Source organism: Halomonas sp. KM-1 (genome assembly GCF_000246875.1).
In the GTDB taxonomy this organism is placed as follows: Bacteria; Pseudomonadota; Gammaproteobacteria; order Pseudomonadales; family Halomonadaceae; genus Halomonas; species Halomonas aerodenitrificans.
The window spans coordinates 33,970-52,471 of record NZ_BAEU01000018.1; the positions used below are offsets into that span (position 1 = coordinate 33,970).

18 protein-coding genes and 1 pseudogene are annotated in these 18,502 nt (G+C 64.2%); 4 read left to right on the forward strand and 15 right to left on the reverse strand.

Translation table 11 applies throughout. The features are described 5' to 3' along the window. Window positions 1-85 precede the first annotated feature (85 nt). The 15 genes from B8115_RS01435 to argC all read right to left on the reverse strand — a co-directional run bounded on the left by B8115_RS01435 (window position 86) and on the right by argC (window position 13,804). Complete coding sequence (locus B8115_RS01435; protein WP_010625952.1) at window positions 86-514, reverse strand: F0F1 ATP synthase subunit epsilon; 429 nt, start codon at window positions 512-514, stop codon at window positions 86-88. Window positions 515-539: 25 nt separating this feature from the next. Further along, the gene (gene atpD, locus B8115_RS01440; protein WP_010625953.1) at window positions 540-1,916 is read right to left on the reverse strand and encodes a F0F1 ATP synthase subunit beta; all 1,377 of its coding nucleotides are present in this window, start codon (window positions 1,914-1,916) and stop codon (window positions 540-542) included. 67 nt (window positions 1,917-1,983) lie between these two features. After that, window positions 1,984-2,868, reverse strand: coding sequence for a F0F1 ATP synthase subunit gamma (atpG, locus tag B8115_RS01445; protein ID WP_010625954.1), 885 nt, complete (start codon window positions 2,866-2,868; stop codon window positions 1,984-1,986). A gap of 68 nt (window positions 2,869-2,936) precedes the next feature. Then, the gene (gene atpA / locus B8115_RS01450; protein WP_010625955.1) at window positions 2,937-4,481 is read right to left on the reverse strand and encodes a F0F1 ATP synthase subunit alpha; all 1,545 of its coding nucleotides are present in this window, start codon (window positions 4,479-4,481) and stop codon (window positions 2,937-2,939) included. Between the two features lie 16 nt (window positions 4,482-4,497). Beyond that, complete coding sequence (locus B8115_RS01455) at window positions 4,498-5,034, reverse strand: F0F1 ATP synthase subunit delta (RefSeq protein ID WP_010625956.1); 537 nt, start codon at window positions 5,032-5,034, stop codon at window positions 4,498-4,500. Between the two features lie 12 nt (window positions 5,035-5,046). Next, complete coding sequence (locus B8115_RS01460) at window positions 5,047-5,517, reverse strand: F0F1 ATP synthase subunit B (RefSeq protein ID WP_010625957.1); 471 nt, start codon at window positions 5,515-5,517, stop codon at window positions 5,047-5,049. A gap of 73 nt (window positions 5,518-5,590) precedes the next feature. Continuing rightward, on the reverse strand, window positions 5,591-5,818 hold the full coding sequence (atpE, locus tag B8115_RS01465; protein WP_010625958.1) for a F0F1 ATP synthase subunit C: 228 nt from the start codon (window positions 5,816-5,818) through the stop codon (window positions 5,591-5,593). A gap of 64 nt (window positions 5,819-5,882) precedes the next feature. Continuing rightward, window positions 5,883-6,710, reverse strand: coding sequence for a F0F1 ATP synthase subunit A (gene atpB / locus B8115_RS01470; protein ID WP_010625959.1), 828 nt, complete (start codon window positions 6,708-6,710; stop codon window positions 5,883-5,885). A gap of 11 nt (window positions 6,711-6,721) precedes the next feature. Further along, the gene (locus B8115_RS01475; protein WP_234251542.1) at window positions 6,722-7,108 is read right to left on the reverse strand and encodes an ATP synthase subunit I; all 387 of its coding nucleotides are present in this window, start codon (window positions 7,106-7,108) and stop codon (window positions 6,722-6,724) included. Window positions 7,109-7,321: 213 nt separating this feature from the next. After that, on the reverse strand, window positions 7,322-8,239 hold the full coding sequence (locus B8115_RS01480; RefSeq protein WP_026037804.1) for a ParB/RepB/Spo0J family partition protein: 918 nt from the start codon (window positions 8,237-8,239) through the stop codon (window positions 7,322-7,324). 51 nt (window positions 8,240-8,290) lie between these two features. Beyond that, window positions 8,291-9,061 carry a ParA family protein gene (locus tag B8115_RS01485; protein ID WP_010625962.1) on the reverse strand — a complete coding sequence of 257 codons (771 nt, stop codon included), beginning with the start codon at window positions 9,059-9,061 and terminating at the stop codon, window positions 8,291-8,293. 29 nt (window positions 9,062-9,090) lie between these two features. After that, a complete protein-coding gene (rsmG, locus tag B8115_RS01490) occupies window positions 9,091-9,756 on the reverse strand; it encodes a 16S rRNA (guanine(527)-N(7))-methyltransferase RsmG (protein WP_010625963.1) in 666 nt (221 codons plus the stop codon). Continuing rightward, window positions 9,753-11,648: a tRNA uridine-5-carboxymethylaminomethyl(34) synthesis enzyme MnmG gene (mnmG, locus tag B8115_RS01495; protein ID WP_010625964.1), complete on the reverse strand. Its 1,896-nt coding sequence runs from the start codon at window positions 11,646-11,648 to the stop codon at window positions 9,753-9,755. Before mnmG ends, rsmG begins: the two co-directional genes overlap by 4 nt. A 533-nt stretch (window positions 11,649-12,181) precedes the next feature. After that, window positions 12,182-12,535, reverse strand: a complete 354-nt coding sequence (erpA, locus tag B8115_RS01500; protein ID WP_010625965.1) for an iron-sulfur cluster insertion protein ErpA — start codon at window positions 12,533-12,535, stop codon at window positions 12,182-12,184. Window positions 12,536-12,769: 234 nt separating this feature from the next. Then, window positions 12,770-13,804 (reverse strand): N-acetyl-gamma-glutamyl-phosphate reductase, encoded by a 1,035-nt coding sequence (argC, locus tag B8115_RS01505; RefSeq protein WP_010625966.1) that lies wholly within the window; start codon window positions 13,802-13,804, stop codon window positions 12,770-12,772. A 139-nt stretch (window positions 13,805-13,943) separates the two neighbouring features. On the opposite strand from argC, the gene B8115_RS01510 reads away from it, so the two are divergent. The 4 genes and pseudogenes from B8115_RS01510 (at window position 13,944) to hemL (ending at window position 18,481) form a co-directional block, all read left to right on the forward strand. Beyond that, entirely contained in the window at window positions 13,944-15,707 is a 1,764-nt protein-coding gene (locus B8115_RS01510) for a chloride channel protein (protein ID WP_010625967.1), read from the forward strand. Between the two features lie 75 nt (window positions 15,708-15,782). Continuing rightward, window positions 15,783-16,214, forward strand: coding sequence for a protoporphyrinogen oxidase HemJ (gene hemJ / locus B8115_RS01515; protein WP_010625968.1), 432 nt, complete (start codon window positions 15,783-15,785; stop codon window positions 16,212-16,214). Window positions 16,215-16,216: 2 nt separating this feature from the next. Further along, window positions 16,217-17,008: pseudogene (locus B8115_RS23780) on the forward strand (hydroxymethylpyrimidine/phosphomethylpyrimidine kinase); the annotation flags it as partial. 189 nt (window positions 17,009-17,197) lie between these two features. Beyond that, a complete protein-coding gene (gene hemL, locus B8115_RS23785) occupies window positions 17,198-18,481 on the forward strand; it encodes a glutamate-1-semialdehyde 2,1-aminomutase (protein WP_010625969.1) in 1,284 nt (427 codons plus the stop codon). Window positions 18,482-18,502: the final 21 nt, after the last annotated feature.

Here is an 18,502-nt window from a genome sequence, read left to right on the forward strand (position 1 = left end):
TGGCAATCTGACGGCTATGGTAACAGATACGAAAACGCCCCTCGAACGCTGTTCGAGGGGCGTTTCGTGACAGACAGGCCTGGAATCAGCCTTTGCCGGCCTTCTTGCGCAGCTGCTGAATGGTACGCAGCTGGGCCACGGCTTCCGCGAGTTCGGCGGCGGCGCGGGTGTAATCCAGCTCCGACGACTTGTCGTTGAATGCCTTGAGCGCATGCTGACGGGCTTCCTCGGCGGCGGCCTCGTCGAGGTCGCCGGCACGGGAGGCCGCGTCGGCCAGTACGGTCACCACGTCGGGCTGCACTTCGAGGAAGCCGCCGGAGACGTAGAAGTTCTCTTCCGTACCGCCTTCCCGGATGACGCGGACCGGACCAGGCTGAAGCTCGGTCAGCAGCGGGGCGTGCCCGGGCAGGATGCCCAGGTCGCCCATGATGCCGGAAGCGACGAGCTGCTCGATCTCACCCGAGAAGATCGCCTCTTCGGCGCTGACGATGTTGCACTTGAAGCTATTCGCCATAGCGAAGTCCCCCTGGTGGACGGCCTTACTTCATCTGGTTGGCTTTCTCGACGGCCTCGTCGATGCTGCCCACCATGTAGAAGGCCTGCTCCGGCAGGTTGTCGTATTCGCCCTCGAGGATGCCCTGGAAACCGCGAATGGTATCCTTCAGCGATACGTACTTGCCGGGTGCACCGGTGAAGACCTCGGCCACGAAGAACGGCTGCGACAGGAAGCGCTGGATCTTACGCGCACGGGCCACGGTCTGCTTGTCCTCGTCGGACAGTTCGTCCATGCCCAGGATCGCGATGATGTCCTTGAGCTCCTTGTAGCGCTGCAGCACGTTCTGCACGCCGCGGGCGGTGTTGTAGTGCTCCTCGCCGACGACCAGCGGGTCGAGCTGGCGCGAAGTGGAGTCCAGCGGATCGATGGCCGGGTAGATACCCAGTTCGGCGATCGAACGCGCCAGTACCACGGTGGCGTCCAGGTGGGCGAAGGTGGTGGCCGGCGACGGGTCGGTCAGGTCGTCCGCGGGCACGTAGACGGCCTGCACGGAAGTGATTGAGCCCACCTTGGTGGAGGTGATGCGCTCCTGCAGAACGCCCATCTCCTCGGCCAGGGTCGGCTGGTAGCCTACCGCCGAGGGCATACGGCCCAGCAGTGCGGATACCTCGGTACCGGCCAGGGTGTAACGATAGATGTTGTCGACGAACAGCAGCACGTCGCGGCCTTCATCGCGGAACTTCTCGGCGATGGTCAGGCCGGTCAGGGCCACGCGCAGACGGTTGCCCGGCGGCTCGTTCATCTGACCGTATACCAGCGATACCTTGTCGATAACGTTCGACTCGGTCATCTCGTGGTAGAAGTCGTTACCTTCACGGGTCCGCTCACCCACGCCGGCGAACACGGAGTAACCGCTGTGCTCGATGGCGATGTTGCGGATCAGCTCCATCATGTTGACGGTCTTGCCCACGCCGGCGCCGCCGAACAGGCCGACCTTGCCACCCTTGGCGAACGGGCAGACCAGGTCGATGACCTTGATGCCGGTCTCGAGCAGCTCGTTGGAAGCTGCCTGCTCGGCATAGGTGGGTGCCGGACGGTGAATGGGCATGCGCTCCTGCTCACCGATGTCGCCGGCCTCGTCGATCGGCCGACCCAGCACGTCCATGATGCGACCCAGGGTCTCCTTGCCGACCGGCACGGAGATCGGTGCTCCGGTGTTGGTGGTCTCCATGCCGCGCTTCAGGCCCTCGGTGGAACCCATGGCAATGGTACGCACCACGCCGTCGCCCAGCTGCTGCTGGACTTCGAGCACGGTCTCGGAGTTGGCGACGTTGAGCGCGTCGTAGACCTTGGGAACCGAGTCCCGCGGGAACTCGACGTCAATCACCGCGCCGATGATTTGTACGATACGTCCGCTCATCTTGCGATCCTCTCAAATACCTGCAAATGAAACCTGTAGCGGGAGAGCCATGGGCTCTCCCCGGGCGCTATACGGCGGCGGCACCGCCGACGATCTCGGAAATTTCCTGGGTGATGGCGGCCTGGCGGGCCTTGTTGTACACCATCTCCAGATCGTCGATCAGTCCGCCGGCGTTGTCGGTGGCGTTCTTCATGGCGATCATCCGGGCCGCCTGTTCACAGGCCCCGTTCTCGACCACCGCCTGATAGACCTGCGATTCAATGAAGCGAACCAGCAGGCTATCCAACAGCGCCTTGGCATCCGGCTCATACAGGTAGTCCCAGCTACCGGGACGCTTGTTGTCCTCGTCATCCGCATCGGCCCCCATATCGGGGGAGAGCGGCAACAGCTGACGAACCACCGGCTTCTGCGTCATGGTGTTGACGAACTCGTTGTACACCACGAACAGGCGGTCGACCCGCCCTTCGTCGTAGGCGTCCAACATCACCTTGACGCTGCCGATCAGAGCCTCGACCTCGGGCGCTTCGCCCAGGCCGCTCTTGGCTGCCACCAGGTTGCCGCCGTAGTTGCGGAAGAAGCCGCCGGCCTTGCTGCCCAGAGCGCAGAAGTCGAGCTCCGCGCCCTCGTTGCGCCACGCCATGGCGTCCTTGATGACGGCCTTGAACAGGTTGACGTTCAAGCCGCCACACAGGCCGCGGTCGGTGGAGACCACGATGTAGCCGACCCGCTTCACCTCGTCACGCTCGATCATGTAATCGTGGCGATACTCGGGGTTGGCGTCGGCGATATGGCCCACCACGTTGCGGATCTGCCGGGCATAAGGCTGGCTGGCCTTCATCAGATCTTGCGCTTTACGCATCTTCGACGCAGCGACCATTTCCATGGCGCTGGTGATCTTTTGCGTATTCTTGATGCTCCCGATCTGGGTGCGTATCTCTTTTGCAGCTGCCATAGCGATCTACTCCGTTCGTGGCCCTCAGAAAGCTCCAGGGCCCGCCCTTGCCGGGCGGGCCAGTGGAATTACCAGCTCTGAGTGGCCTTGAACTGCTCGAGACCCTGCTTCAGCCCTTGCTGGATCTCGTCGTTGTAGTCGCCGGTCTGGTTGATCTTGTCGAGCAGCTCGGCTTGCTCGGACCTCATGTACTCGTGCAGGGCACGCTCGAAGTCCAGCACCTTGCTCACGTCGACGTCATCCAGGAAGCCTTCGTTGGCGGCATACAGCGACACGCCCATCTCGGCCACGGACAGCGGCGAATACTGCTTCTGCTTCATCAGCTCGGTGACACGCTGACCGTGCTCCAGCTGCTTGCGGGTGGCTTCGTCCAGATCGGAAGCGAACTGGGAGAAGGCCGCCAACTCGCGATACTGGGCGAGTGCCAGACGCACGCCGCCACCGAGCTTCTTGATGATCTTGGTCTGGGCCGCACCACCCACGCGGGATACCGACAGACCGGCGTTGATGGCCGGGCGGATGCCTGCGTTGAACTGGTCGGTTTCCAGGAAGATCTGGCCGTCGGTGATCGAGATCACGTTGGTCGGAACGAACGCGGAAACGTCGCCGCCCTGGGTCTCGATGATCGGCAGCGCGGTCAGCGAGCCGGTCTTGCCCTTGACCTCACCGTTGGTGAACTTCTCCACGTAGTCGGCGTTGACGCGCGCGGCACGCTCGAGCAGACGCGAGTGGAGATAGAAGACGTCACCCGGGTAGGCTTCACGGCCCGGCGGACGACGCAGCAGCAGGGACACCTGACGGTAGGCCCAGGCCTGCTTGGTCAGATCGTCATAGACGATCAGCGCGTCCTGACCGCGGTCGCGGAAGTACTCGCCCATGGTGCAGCCGGCGTAGGGTGCCAGGAACTGCATCGGGGCCGGGTCGGCGGCGCCGGAAGCGACGACGATGGTGTGATCCATCGCGCCGTGCTCCTCGAGCTTGCGCACCACGTTGGCGATGGTCGACTGCTTCTGACCGATGGCCACGTAGATACAGATGACGCCCTTGCCCTTCTGGTTGATGATGGCGTCGACGGCGATGGCCGACTTACCGATCTGACGGTCGCCGATGATCAGCTCACGCTGGCCGCGGCCGATCGGCACCATGGCGTCGATCGCCTTGAGACCGGTCTGGATCGGCTGGTCGACCGACTGACGGGTGATGACGCCCGGGGCGACCTTTTCCACCGCGTCGGTCAGCTTGGCGCCCACGTCGCCCTTGCCGTCGATGGGGTTGCCCAGCGGATCGACCACGCGGCCAACCAGTTCGGGGCCCACCGGCACCTCGAGGATACGACCGGTACAGCTGGCGGTCATGCCCTCTTCCAGCTTCAGGTAGTCGCCCAGCACCACGGCGCCCACGGAGTCGCGCTCGAGGTTGAGCACCATGCCGTAGATACCGCCGGGGAATTCGATCATCTCACCGAACATCGCGTCCTCGAGACCGTGAATCTTCACGATGCCGTCGGAGACGCTGACGATGGTGCCCTGATTGCGGGCTTCGGATGCGACATCCAGCTTTTCGATACGCTGCTTGATGATGTCGCTGATCTCGGAAGGATTCAGTTGCTGCATGCCATGTCCCTCAGACTCAGGCGGTAAGGGCTTCGGAGAGGCGGTTCAGTCGACCACGCACCGACCCGTCGATGACGGTGTCGCCGGCGCGCAGGATAACGCCCCCGATAAGCTTCGGATCCACCTGAGTGGTAATGGAGATTTCGCGATTCAGCCGCTTCTTGAGCGCGCCTGCGAGCTTGTTCTGTTGCTTGTCGTCGAGCGCGAAGGCCGTGACCACGGTGACGTCGACACGCTTGTCATGCTCGGCGCGCAGACGTTCGAACTGCTCGGCAATGGCACCCAGGGCGGTAAGACGCCCCTTCTCGGCAAGCGACTCCAGGAAACGACGGCCTGCGTCGTCGACCTTGGCCTCGGCCAGTTCGATGACCAGCTCGACCTTGCGGTCGTCGGTCAGTTTGGGGCTCGCGAACAGTTTCTGCGCATCACGCTCCGCTACGACTTGGCCCAGCTTGACCAGCATGTCGGACCAGGCTTCCAGCGCCTTGTGGTCACGCGCATACTCGAAAGCCGCCTTGGCGTAGGGTCGTGCGACGGTTGACGTTTCCGCCATGGGTCACCTCCTTCACAGTTCGGCGGCAAGCTTGTCGAGCAGCTTGCGATGCGCCTTCTCGTCGACGGAGGCTTCCAGAACACGCTCGGCCCCGACAATGGCAAGTGTCGCCACCTGGGCGCGAAGCTCTTCCTTGGCGCGATTGATTTCCTGATCGATCTCGGCACGGGCGCCAGCCACCAGGCGTTCGCCTTCGGCACGGGCCTGCTCACGCGCTTCCTCGATCATCTGAGTGGAGCGCTTGTGGGCCTGTTCGAGGATCTGGGAGGCCTGCTCCTTGCTCTCGCGCAGCGTCTGAGCAGCCTGCTCCTGAGCAAGCTCGAGGTCGCGGGAAGCCCGGCTGGCCGCGTCGAGGCCATCGGCGATCTTCTTCTGGCGCTCGTGGAGCGCGGAGCTGATCGGCGGCCACACGTACTTGATGCAGAACCAGACAAAGATCGCGAAGGCGATCGTCTGCCCGATAAGCGTCATGTTGATATTCACGGGTATGTACCTCTGACGGGTTCGTGGCAACCGGAGAGAAGCGAACCGAGCGCCTCAGCGCTCGGTGCTGTCTTTAACCGGCAACGACGAAGATCAGGTACATCGCGATACCGACGCCGATCATCGGCACGGCGTCGAGCAGACCGGCCATGATGAAGGTGCGGGTCTGCAGCTGGTCGCCCAGCTCCGGCTGGCGAGCGGTGGACTCGAGCAGCTTGCCGCCCAGCATGGCGAAGCCGATACCGGTAGCCAGGGCGCTGACGCTGATGATGATGGCGGCGGCAAGGTAGACGATTTCCATGATGTTGCTCCTAGTAGGTCAGGTTGAGGTTAGTTTCAGTACTTCGTTGCAAAGGTTGCTTGGTTCAGTGGTGCTCGTGAGCGGCACTCAGGTACACGATCGACAGGGTCGTGAAGATGAAGGCCTGCAGCGATACCACCAGAATGTGGAAAATGGCCCACGGCACGTCGAGCACCCAGATCGCCCAGAACGGCAGCAACGCGATCAGGATGAAGATCACCTCGCCGGCGAACATGTTGCCGAACAGACGCAGTGCGAGGCTGATGGGCTTGACGATCAGGCCGACGATTTCGAGGACCAGATTGAACGGGATCAGCAGCCAGTGGTTGAACGGCGTGAGCGAGAGCTCCTTGGCGAAGCCGCCGACACCCTTGACCTTGCAGCTGTAGTAGACGATCAGACAGAACACGCCCAGCGCCATGCCCAGGGTGGCATTGACGTCGGTGGTGGGCACGATCTTCATGTACTCGACGCCGAGGCGACCGAACAGCTCCGGGAAGTAATCGACCGGCAGGATCTTCAGCGTGTTCATCAGCAGGATCCACATGAACAGCGTCAGCGCGATAGGCGCGATGTGCGGATTCTTGCCGTGGAAGGTGGAGCGGGTCAGGTTCTCGATGAACTCGATGACCATCTCGACAGCGTTCTGCAGCCCGCCGGGCACGCCGGTGGTCGCCATCTGGCCGGCCTTGCGGAACAGCCACAGGAACAGCACACCCATGGCGATGGACCAGCCCATGGTGTCCACGTGAATGGCCATGAACCCCATCTCCTGGGCTTCGGTCGAGGTGCTGGCGAACTTCCAACCGAGCTCGGGATGCCTGCCGAAGGTCAGGTTCTGAAGGTGGTGCTGTATGTAATAAATGGCGGTTATTTCATTACCTGCTGCCATACGCTGCTACCTCAGGTTCGTTGGGTCGGTCGGTCACGCAGTAGCCAGGGTGTCAGCCAGTGCATGAGCTGCGCCGCCACATATGCGACAAAGAAAAAAGCCGGGTTTGAGGGGGGCACTGCGACGAACACGATCACGAACAGTGCCACCGTCAAACCGAACTTTCCCATCGCTGCCTGATAGAGATTCATCACGCTGACCCGCGGTCGCCGGCCGTCTCGAACGCGCAGCCCGCGCCAGACGAAGTAGAGCGAAGGCAGCAGACTGACCAGGCCGCCCATCAGGGCCGACAGCACCCCTTCGTGACCATGTCGCAGGCCAGCCAGCAGGGCTACCAGCAAGGTGGCGAAGCCCTGTGCCAAAAAGAGGCGGGTAAAATCCGGGCGCCGGCGCCTCATGGCAGCGTATCCGTGCATCCTGTCGACATTTCCTGCCCTGCCTAAACAGGGTTTGGGTGCCGGCTTGGCCGAGCGTGACACTCAGGCAAACAACGGCGGATTATAGGGAAGCGCCCCTGGCCCTTCAACCGGCCAGTACGCTTTTAGGCTCGAATGACGTAGCTATGCGACCAAAGGTGGAAGTCATTGTCGACATCCCACGGGCCGCATAGCTCAACGAATGTGCTCGAGAATACCGTCCAGTTCCTCGAGGCTGGAATAGCGGATGGTGACCCGCCCCTTGCCGCCGCGACCGTGCTGAATCCTGACCGGAGCGCCCAGCACTTCGCCGAGGCGGGTCTCCAGGCGCGCCACGTCGGGGCTGGATGCCACCGCCGCGACTTTCTTCGGTTCGCCCTGGGTCAGACGCTTCACCAGCGCCTCGGTATCGCGCACGGTGAGATCCTTGTTGACCACCTCGTGGGCAGCGCGACGCTGCTTGGCAGCGGGCAGCACGAGCAGGGCACGGGCATGGCCCATGTCGAGATCGCCGCGCTCGAGCAGGGTCTGCACTTCCGGGTCCAGCGCCAGCAGGCGCAGCAGGTTGGCGACCTGGGCGCGGGACTTGCCCACCGCATCGGCCACCTGCTGCTGGGTAAGTTCGAACTCTTCGAGCAGGCGCTTGAGCGCCATCGCCTCCTCCACCGGGTTGAGGTTCTCGCGCTGAATGTTCTCGATCAGCGCCAGGGCCAGGGCGACTTCGTCGCTGACCTCGCGGATCACCGCCGGGATGGTGTCGAGTTCGGCCAGCTGGGAGGCGCGCCAGCGACGTTCACCGGCAATGATCTCGTAGCGCGACTCGCCGATGGGCCGCACCACGATGGGCTGCATCACGCCCTGGGCTCGGATCGAGTCGGCCAGCTCCTCCAGCGCCTCGGGCTGGATGTCGCGACGCGGCTGATACTTGCCGCGGGTGAGCTGGCTCAGCGGCAGGCGTTCGAGTCGCTCCTCGATCTCGGCTACCGCCGCCGCCGGCTCGCTCGCTCCGTCGGGCAAGGCTTGCCCTTCGGGCAGCTCGAGATTCTCGCGGCGGCGGGCGCCGGCACCGATCAGGGCATCCAGGCCGCGGCCCAGGGCGCGTTTTCGCGTCATCAGCATTCCCTCATCACGAGCGGGTCACGACAGTAGGCTCCACCCGGCGCACTACAGCGACAGGCGACGAATCAGTTCCTTGGCCAGCACCCGGTGGGCCTGGCTGCCGCGCGAGAAGCGCGCGTACTTGGTCACCGGCAGGCCGTGGCTCGGCGCCTCGGCCACCCGCACGTTGCGCGGGATCGTGGTCTTGAGCAGCGCCTCGCCGAAATAGTCGCGCAGCTGCTTGGAGACGTCCCGGGTCAGACTGTTGCGACCGTCGAACATGGTACGCAGGATGCCATAGATCGCCAGGTCGGGGTTCACGCTGTCCTTGATCTGCTCCACGGTGTCGAGCAGCGCCGAGAGCCCCTCCAGGGCATAGAACTCGCACTGCAGCGGGATCAGCACGCCGTTGGCGGCGGTCAGGGCGTTGACGGTGAGCATGTTGAGCGAAGGCGGGCAGTCGATCAGCACCACGTCGTACTCGCCAGCGACGCTGGCCAGAGCTTCGGTCAGGCTGCGCTCGCGGCCTTCGGCGCGGTCGAGCAGTTCCACTTCCGCGGCGGTGAGATCGCCGTTGCCGGGCAGCAGCGAGTAGCCGGCAGTGGGGCAGTCGAGCATCACCTCGGGAGCGCTCTTCTCGCCCAGCAGCAGGTCGAGCACGCTGCCCTCGAGCGAGTGCTTGTCGATGCCGCTGCCCATGGTGGCATGGCCCTGGGGGTCGAGATCCACCAGCAGCACGCGGCGATCCAGCGCGGCCAGGCTGGCGGCCAGGTTGACGGCGGTGGTGGTCTTGCCCACGCCGCCCTTCTGGTTGGTCAAGGCGATGATTTGACTCACGGGCGACTTCCTTGCGTCGACGGCTCGCTTCAACGGCGGCCTGGGTTGAAATCGGTTCGCTCGACGATCAACAGCTGACGCTCCCCCACGGTGAACGGTACCGCAAGCACGTGGCGCTCGCTCACGACCACACCGGCATCCAGCGCCGCCAGCTCGTCATCGACGGCCGGCCCCTTCATGGCCAGCCAGCGCCCGTCGCGGGCCAGCAGCGGCTCGGTCAGCGCGACGAAATCCGCCAGACTGGCGAAGGCACGCGAGACGATCTGCACGAAGCCTCCCGGCGGTGGCTCGAAAGCCTCGACCCGGACCTGCACCGGGGTGACGTTGGTCAACCCCAACTCCATCACCGCCTGGCGCTGAAAGCGCACCTTCTTGCCGTTGCTGTCGAGCAGCGTGACCGCCAGGCTCGGCTCGAGGATCGCCAGCACCAGCCCCGGCAGACCGGGCCCGGCGCCAACGTCGAGCAGCGGCGCGGGGCCGACGTGAGGCACCACGGCCGCGCTGTCGAGCAGGTGCCTTGACACCATCTCTTCCGGTGAGCGTATCGCGGTGAGGTTATAGGCGCGATTCCACTTGTGCAACAGCCCGACCAGGCGCAGCAGTCGCTCGCGCTTCTCCGCGTCGAGTTCGAGACCCAGTGCCGTGAAGCCCTCGTCGAGGCGAGCCGCCACTTGAGGCGTGATGGCTTCGCTCATCCGTTGGCCACTCGCGTGTCGTCGAGAAGACGGCGTTTCTTCAGGTGGATCAGCAGGATAGAGACCGCCGCCGGGGTCACGCCGGAGATCCGCGAAGCCTGGGCCAGGGTCTCCGGACGCGCCTCGGCGAGCTTCTGACGGATCTCGTGGGAGAGCCCCTCTACCTGGATGTAGTCGAGATCGGCCGGCAGCGGCGTGGCTTCGTGACGCTTGAGCTTGTCGATCTCGTCCTGCTGACGGTCGATGTAGCCCTGATACTTGGCCTGGATCTGCACCTGCTCGGCCACCGCCTCGTCGTTCACCGGCTCGCCGGCGAGGTGGGCCACATCGGCGTAGCTGAGCTCAGGGCGCTTGAGCAGGTCGAGCAGGCTGTACTCGCGGGCCAGCGGCTTGCCGGTCCTGGCCTCGATGGCCTCGGCGGCCGGGCTGCCGGGTTGCACCCAGCTGGCCTTGAGCCGGGCACTCTCGCGCTCGATCGCCTCGCGCTTGGCACTGAACGTGGCCCAGCGAACGTCGTCGACCAGCCCCAGCTCGCGGCCAGCCTCGGTGAGGCGCAGGTCGGCGTTGTCCTCGCGCAGCAGCAGGCGGTACTCGGCACGCGAGGTGAACATGCGGTAGGGCTCCTTGGTGCCCAGGGTGATCAGGTCGTCGACCAGCACGCCGAGGTAGGCCTCGTCGCGCCGCGGCCACCAGGCCTCGAGCCCCTTGGCACGGCGCGCGGCATTGAGGCCGGCGAGTAGCCCCTGGGCGCCGGCCTCCTCGTAGCCGGTAGTGCCGTTGATCTGACCGGCGAAAAACAGGTTGTGGATAAATTTGGTTTCCAGCGAGTGCCTGAGATCGCGCGGATCGAAAAAATCGTACTCGATGGCATAGCCGGGGCGGGTGATGTGCGCGTTCTCCAGTCCCTTGATCGAGCGCACCACCTGCAGCTGTACGTCGAACGGCAGCGAAGTCGAAATCCCGTTGGGGTAGAGCTCGTGAGTGCCGAGGCCCTCGGGCTCGATGAACACCTGGTGGCTCGCCTTGTCGGCGAAGCGGTGCACCTTGTCCTCGATCGATGGGCAGTAGCGCGGCCCGACGCCCTCGATCACGCCGGAATACATCGGCGAGCGATCGAGGTTGGCGAAGATGATCTCGTGGGTGCGCTCGTTGGTGTGCGCGATGTGACAGCTCACCTGGCGCGGGTGCATCTCGCGGCTGCCGAGGAAGGACATCACCGGGGTCGGCGTGTCGCCGGGCTGCTCCTCGAGCATCGAGAAGTCGACGCTCCTGGCGTCCAGCCGCGGCGGGGTGCCGGTCTTGAGCCGATCGACCCGGAACGGCAGTTCGCGCAGACGGCTGGCCAGTGCGTTGGAGGGAGGATCGCCGGCGCGTCCGCCGCGGCTCTGATCGAGACCGATATGGATCACCCCACCGAGGAAGGTGCCGGTGCACAGCACCACCGTTTCGGCATGGAATTGAATACCGGTCTCGGTGGTCACGCCACGCACGGTGTCGCCATCGACGATCAGATCCCCCGCCGCCTGCTGGAAGATCGTCAGGTTGGGGGAGTTCTCCAGCATGCCGCGAATGGCAGCCTTGTAGCGCACTCGGTCGGCCTGGGCGCGGGTGGCACGCACCGCCGGTCCCTTACGTGCGTTGAGCACGCGAAACTGGATGCCGCCGAGATCGGTGGCCAGACCCATGGCACCGCCCAGCGCATCGATCTCCTTGACCAGATGGCTCTTGCCGATCCCGCCGATGGCGGGATTGCAGGACATCTGACCGAGGGTCTCGATGTTATGGGTCAGCAGCAGGGTCTGACAGCCCATGCGGGCGGAGGCCAGAGCGGCTTCGGTTCCCGCATGGCCGCCGCCGATGACGATGACGTCAAAGCGGTCGGGATACTCCAAGGTTCACCTCGTTGCGCTTGTGCGCGGATATTGCCTAGGGATGAAAAACAGCCTGCCAGTATAAACCGACTGTGGGTAACCGTCAGGGTTTTCCACACCGGGTTTGCCTGCCAGCCGCGAGCTACCACTCACTAAACAAAACAGAATGATTAAAAGAGAGAAGTTCTGTTGTGGTTGTGACTACTGGTGTGGACAATTTCTGTGGATAACACAATGTCCTACAGATATATCAGTAAGTTGCATTGTTGACTTTTGTGGTGAGAAGAGGATGACGAGCTGAGGGCGAGCGGTGACGAGGCTGTGTATAAAAGAGGGTCTTTTCCACAGCGGCAACGCTACACCTCTTTTCCACCGTTGGCTACCGGGCTTGTCACCGCGACTGTGAACAGTTGCGCTGATGACGACAAGATCCCGGCCTCATGCGGTTTGCAGCGCGATCGGGAGCTTCAAGAGAAGAATGTTATCCACAGGCGAAAAAAAGCCCTGTCGGGAACGACAGGGCTTACGATCGGGCTCGAAGAGAGGGAGAAGGATCAGACCATGAAGGAAGCGCCGCAGCCGCAGGTAGTCGTCGCGTTGGGGTTCTGCACCAGGAAGCGAGCGCCTGCGAGTCCCTCTTCGTAGTCGACGGTGGACCCTACGAGGTACTGGTAGGAGAGCTCGTCGACCACCAGGGCCACCTCTCCGAATTCGATGACGGTATCGTCCTCGCCGACGGTATCGGCAAAGTCGAAGCCATACTGGAAACCCGAGCAGCCGCCGCCCGTCACGTAGACGCGCAGCTTGAGTTCGGGCTTGCCCTCCTCCGCAATCAGCGTCTGGAGCCGCTTCCTGGCGGCTGCGCTGAGCATCATGGGAGTAGGGACGAAAGATTCTGCGCCGCTCATGGGCATCCTCCCGTGAGCCGAATGAATGGATAACAATCGATTATCTTAAATTCCTAGCAAAAGGGTCAACTATTCAGGAAAAGGACTCACCAGTGACGGCATCGCTAGGGCTGAGCCGTCGGCAGGTCTACGAGGAGGCGCTGTAAACCCATCCCTGGGCGCTATCGACGCCATCCCTGGCGTAGAACCTCCTCTACGACCTGCCCCCGGCTCCCAATACCTCTGGTGAAATCATCAGGGCATCAGGGCGGGGGCGGCGAGTCCGGCATGCTCGTCGAAGCCGAACATCAGGTTGAGGTTCTGCACCGCCTGGCCGGAAGCGCCCTTGACCAGGTTGTCTATCACCGAGAGTACCACCACGGTGTCGCCGTTGCCCGGCCGATGCACGCCCAGGCGGCAGACATTGGCGCCTTTGACGCTGCGCGTCTCGGGGTGGCTGCCGGCGGGCATCACGTCGACGAAGGGCTCGGCGGCGAAGCGCCGTTCGAACAGCGCCTGCAGATCGCCGGGCTCGCCGGTCAGGCGCCCGTACAGCGTGGCGTGAATACCGCGGATCATCGGCGTCAGGTGGGGCACGAAGGTCAGCCCCACCGAGCCCTTGGCGGCATCAGAGAGGCCCTGGCTGATTTCCGGCAAGTGGCGGTGGCCGGAAGCGCCGTAGGCCTTCATCGATTCGCTGGCCTCGGCCAGCAGTGAGGGCACCTTGGCGCCACGGCCGGCGCCGGTGACGCCGGACTTGCAGTCGGCGATCAAGTGGTCGGCGTCGATCAGGCCGGCTTCCAGCAGCGGCAGCAGCCCCAACTGCACCGCGGTGGGGTAGCAGCCGGGCACGGCGATCAGGCGCGCCTGGCGAATGCGCTCACGGTGCATCTCGGGCAGACCGTACACGGCTTCTTCGAGCAGCTCTGGGGCGCCGTGAGGCTGACCGTACCACTCGGCCCATACCTCGGCGTCACGCAGGCGGAAGTCGGCGGAGAGGTCGATCACTCGGGTGCCCCGCTCGAGCAGCTCGCCGGCCAGGGCATGGGCGACGCCGTGGGGAGTGGCGAAGAAGACTGCGTCGCAGGTTCCCAGACGCTTCGGGTCTGGCTCGCTGAAGGCCAGCTCGTCGTAGTGACCGCGCAGGTTGGGGTACATGTCGCAGACGCGCACACCGGCTTCGGAGCGCGAGGTGATCGCTTCGACCTCGACTTGCGGGTGCTGCGCCAGCAGCCTGAGCAGTTCGACCCCGGTGTAACCGGTGCCGCCGACGATTCCGACCTTGATCACGATGCGACTCCTTCGATGGTTGCCTGGCAGGGAGCGGCTGCCAACGGGACCGCTCTGTCCGGATATGATACACAAGAGAGGGGGCGACCACCCAGCCGGCGCGTCCCACTCACAAGGAATGCCTGGACAGGAAACTGCCGTGCCGCGTCTTTCGCTACCTAGCTTCAGTCTCGAGAGGTTTCGCCGCCAGCTGGCCAGCGTCGATGCCTTGCCGCAGCTGTGTGTGCTGGGCGTCGTCTCGGGGCTCGTTACCGGTGCGGTGATGGTCGCCTTCCGCTTACTGCTCGAGCTGGGGGGCGTGCTGTTCATGCCCGGTGGCGATCACGAGGCCTTCGAGGGTTTGCCGCCGATGGTGCGCTCGAGCCTGCCTTTGATCGCCGTGGCCATTATCGGCATTTTCCTGTGGCGTCAGCCGGCGGCGGCACGCAAGCTGGGCGTCGGTCACGTGATCGAGCGGCTCACCTATCATCAGGGGCGCTTTCCGCTGCGCAACTGGATCAACCAGTGGTGGGTGGGGGTGACCACGGTGCTGGGCGGCCTCTCCGCCGGGCGCGAGGGGCCGGCGATACATCTCGGCGCAGCCGCGGCCAGCGGCCTGGGCCAGCAGCTGCGCCTGCCGCACAACAGCCTGCGAGTGCTGGTGGCCTGTGGCACGGCGGCGGGCATCTCGGCCTCGTTCAATACCCCGATTGCCGGTGTCATCTTCGCCATGGAAGTGGTGATGATGGAGTACACCATTGCCGGCTTCATGCCCGTCATTCTGGCCTCCACCATGGGGGCGCTTGTGGCCATGCTGGTATACGGTTCCGAGCCGGCCTTCCAGGTACCCAGCGTCAGCCTGGGCTCGTTGATGAATCTGCCCTGGATCGTGGTCACGGCGCTGTTCATCGGGCTGCTGGCCGGACTCTTCATCCACGTGGCGCGCAGCGAACGCATCGCCGGGCTGCCGGTGCCGCTGCGTCTGGCGCTGGTGGCGTTGGCCACGGCGACGGTGGCGTGGTGGTTTCCCGAAGTCCAGGGCATCGGTTACGACAGCATGGAAGCCGCGTTAGCCGGCAATCTGGCGGTCGAGGTGCTGCTGGCACTGGTGGTAGCCAAGCTGCTGCTCACCGCCATCACCGTGGCCAGCGGTATCCCCATCGGCATCATCGGCCCGGTGCTGGTGGTCGGGGCCGCCGCCGGTGCACTGGCCGAGCTGCTGGGCGCCTGGTTGTTTCCGCAACTGGAGATGGAGCCGGGGTTCTACGCCATGCTGGGCATGGCGGCGATGATGGGGGCGGTGCTGCAGGCGCCTCTGGCGGCGCTAATGGCACTGCTGGAACTGACCCATAACCCCAATATCATTCTGCCGGGCATGCTGGCGGTGGTGGTATCGGGGCTGACGGCACGCCAGCTGTGTCGCTGCGACGGCTTCTTCATCAGCATGACCCGCCATGGCCTGCACCCGCTGCAACAGCCGTTGATGCAGGCGCTGTCGCGAGTCTCGGTGCCGGCGGTGATGGAGCGCAGCTTCGTCGCCACGCCGCGCATGGTCACCCGCGATCAGGCTCGGGTGCTGCTCGATGCCAGACCGGCCTGGATATTGATTCTGCGTTCGACCGACGACAAGCCGACGCTGGCACTCAAGGCCGCCGACCTGGCCCGCGCCTTGATGGACGAGGCGCAGGAAGCGGAACTGGTTGGCGAAGACGAAGAGGCGCTGATCGATCTGCTCGAGGTGCCGGGGCTGCGCCTGGAAATGGCACCGATCCATCACCAGGCAACCCTGTCGGAGGCGTTCGAGAGGCTCAACGATCAGGCGGTCGATGCGCTGTTCGTCGAGCAGGGCCGGCGCCCGAAGCAGCAGCGAATTTCCGGTATCATCACCCGCGGCTCCATCGAGCGTTACTATTCGCTGAAGTGAGCCGGACGAGTTCTTGAAGTACGTTCAATGAAACGAGGCGGCTGCGATCGTCGTCGTCATCTCTGAGGAGACTGCATGTATCTCTGGATCAAGGCGCTGCACATCGTGGCCGTGGTGACCTGGTTCGCGGCGCTGTTCTACCTGCCGCGCCTCTATGTCTATCACGCCATGGCGCGCGACAAGGGCGAGCAGCAGGCCATCGATTACTTCAGCGTGATGGAGCGCAAGCTCTATCGCGGCATCATGACGCCTTCGATGATCGCGGTGATCGTGTTCGGCCTGTGGCTTCTTTATCTGATGCCGCACTGGCTCGGCATGGGCTGGATGCACGTCAAGCTGCTGTTGGTGGTGTTGTTGGTGGCCTACCACCATGTCTGCCTGATCTATCTCAAGCAGTTCGCTGCGGGGCGCTGTCAGCGTAGCCACGTGTTCTTTCGCTGGTTCAACGAGCTGCCGGTGGTCGTGCTGTTGGCCATCGTGATCCTGGCCGTGCTGAAGCCGTTCTGAGCATGGCCGGCGAAACGAACACACAGCCACCCGTGGTGCTGGTACTGGCCGGCCACGACCCTACCGGCGGCGCGGGCATCATGGCCGACGGCGAGGCGATCGCCGCCTGCGGCGGCTGGGCGTTGACAGTGCCGACGGCGCTGACGATGCAGGATTGCCGCGACGTGCATCGTGTGGTTCCGGTGCCGGCCGAGCTGATTCGCGAGATGACGGCGCGGCTCTCCGGCTTTCGTCTGGCAGCGATCAAGGTCGGCCTGCTGGCAAGCCGCGAGACGCTCGATGCCGTGGTCGACATCATCAAGGCACGGCCGGGCATCCCCGTGGTGGTCGATCCGGTGCTCAAGGCGGGTGGCGGCAAAGAGTTATCCACATCCGCCATGGTCGAGGTCTTCCGCTCTCGTCTGCTACCGCTTGTGGATATCCTGACGCCGAATCGTCTCGAGCTCGAACGCCTGGCCGGAACGGAGCCACAGGATGACGAAGCGCGTGCGCGTCAACTGATGGCGCTGGGCTGTCGTGCCGTGTTGGTGACCGGCAGCGACGATCCCGATCGCGACGTGCCGCAGGATGTCGTCGAGCAGGTGCTGTATGCATCAGAACAGAACCGTGCCTGGCGCTGGCCGCGGCTGGCAGGCAGGTTTCACGGCTCGGGCTGCACTCTGGCCGCGGCGTTGGCGGCACGGCTCGCGGCCGGTGAGTCCTTGGAGGTTGCCTGCGAACAGGCTCAGCGCTTCACCTGGCAGGCGCTGGCCAAGGCCTGGCAGCCGGGTAATGCTCAGGCGCTGCCGCGGCGAACGGCTGCCCAGGGCAGCTGGTACGATCCCGTACAGGGCGTGGCCAAAGCCCCTTCAATGAGCGAAGATCACCGTAACTTCACCACGCATTCCAAGGTTATCCAAGAAGTTATCCACAGACCGGGCAGCGTGAGCCTGGCACTACCCGTGACGGGGTTACACCATTCTCGTGACAGCAAAGAGGCTTACATGACCACTTCCGAAACGCTCTTCGAACAGGCTCGCCGCCATATTCCCGGTGGCGTCAACTCTCCCGTGCGCGCCTTCAAGGGCCTGCACCGGCCGCCGGTGTTCATGGAGCGGGCGCAGGGTGCCTACCTGTTCGACGTCGAGGGCAAGCGTTATGTCGACTATGTCGGTTCCTGGGGGCCGATGATCACCGGCCACGCCGATCCGGACGTGCTGGGTGCCGTGCGCAGCCGACTCGACCACGGTCTTTCGTTCGGCACGCCGACGGCCATCGAGACCACCATGGCCGAGCTGATCTGCGAGATGATCCCCACCATCGAGCTGGTGCGCATGGTCAACTCGGGCACCGAGGCCACCATGTCGGCGATTCGACTGGCGCGTGGCTATACCGGGCGCGACAAGATCGTCAAGTTCGAGGGCAACTACCACGGCCACTCCGACTCGCTGCTGGTCAAGGCCGGCTCCGGCGCCCTGACCCATGGCGAGCCCAGCTCCCCGGGGGTGCCGGCGTCACTGGCCGAGCACACCATCACGCTTTCCTACAACGACCTCGATGAGGTGGAAACCTGCTTCGAGGAGATCGGCAACGAGATCGCCTGCATCATCGTCGAGCCGGTGGCGGGCAACATGAACTGCATCCCGCCGCAGCCGGGTTTCCTCGAAACCTTGCGCCGGGTTTGCACCGAGTACGGCAGTGTGCTGATCTTTGATGAAGTGATGACCGGTTTTCGCGTTGCCCTGGGTGGGGCCCAGGCGCACTTCGGCATCGAGCCCGATCTGACCTGTCTGGGCAAGATCGTCGGCGGTGGCATGCCGGTGGGCGCCTTCGGCGGCAAGCGTGCGATCATGGAGCAGATCTCACCGCTGGGGCCCGTCTATCAGGCGGGTACGCTGTCGGGCAACCCGCTGGCCATGGCCGCCGGTATCGCCCTGTTGACCAAGCTGCGCGAGCCCGGCTTCCACGATGCCCTGGCGCAGCGCGTGGAAACGCTGTGTCACGGGCTGCAGGAGCGCGCCGATGCCGCCGGGGTCGACATGATCACCCAGCGCGTGGGTGGCATGTTCGGGCTGTTCTTCACCGGGCAGACCCGGGTCGACAATTTCGCCCAGGCCACGGCCTGCGATGCCGAGGCCTTCCGGCGCTTCTTTGCGGCGATGCTGGAAGAGGGCGTTTACCTGGCACCCTCGGCCTACGAGGCGGGATTCATGTCGAGCGCGCATACGCCGGAAGACATTCAATTCACGCTGGACGCTGCCGAGAAGGCATTCGCCAAGGTACGCTAGGCCAATAGAAAACAGGAGTGA

What these genes read in the sequence shown, in the direction of transcription:
- B8115_RS01435 (WP_010625952.1), bottom strand. Translation starts at nt 514, where the DNA reads ATGGCGAATAGCTTCAAGTGCAACATCGTCAGCGCCGAAGAGGCGATC.
- atpD (WP_010625953.1), bottom strand. Translation starts at nt 1,916, where the DNA reads ATGAGCGGACGTATCGTACAAATCATCGGCGCGGTGATTGACGTCGAG.
- atpG (WP_010625954.1), bottom strand. Translation starts at nt 2,868, where the DNA reads ATGGCAGCTGCAAAAGAGATACGCACCCAGATCGGGAGCATCAAGAAT.
- atpA (WP_010625955.1), bottom strand. Translation starts at nt 4,481, where the DNA reads ATGCAGCAACTGAATCCTTCCGAGATCAGCGACATCATCAAGCAGCGT.
- B8115_RS01455 (WP_010625956.1), bottom strand. Translation starts at nt 5,034, where the DNA reads ATGGCGGAAACGTCAACCGTCGCACGACCCTACGCCAAGGCGGCTTTC.
- atpE (WP_010625958.1), bottom strand. Translation starts at nt 5,818, where the DNA reads ATGGAAATCGTCTACCTTGCCGCCGCCATCATCATCAGCGTCAGCGCC.
- atpB (WP_010625959.1), bottom strand. Translation starts at nt 6,710, where the DNA reads ATGGCAGCAGGTAATGAAATAACCGCCATTTATTACATACAGCACCAC.
- B8115_RS01475 (WP_234251542.1), bottom strand. Translation starts at nt 7,108, where the DNA reads ATGAGGCGCCGGCGCCCGGATTTTACCCGCCTCTTTTTGGCACAGGGC.
- B8115_RS01480 (WP_026037804.1), bottom strand. Translation starts at nt 8,239, where the DNA reads ATGACGCGAAAACGCGCCCTGGGCCGCGGCCTGGATGCCCTGATCGGT.
- rsmG (WP_010625963.1), bottom strand. Translation starts at nt 9,756, where the DNA reads ATGAGCGAAGCCATCACGCCTCAAGTGGCGGCTCGCCTCGACGAGGGC.
- erpA (WP_010625965.1), bottom strand. Translation starts at nt 12,535, where the DNA reads ATGAGCGGCGCAGAATCTTTCGTCCCTACTCCCATGATGCTCAGCGCA.
- hemJ (WP_010625968.1), top strand. Translation starts at nt 15,783, where the DNA reads ATGTATCTCTGGATCAAGGCGCTGCACATCGTGGCCGTGGTGACCTGG.
- hemL (WP_010625969.1), top strand. Translation starts at nt 17,198, where the DNA reads ATGACCACTTCCGAAACGCTCTTCGAACAGGCTCGCCGCCATATTCCC.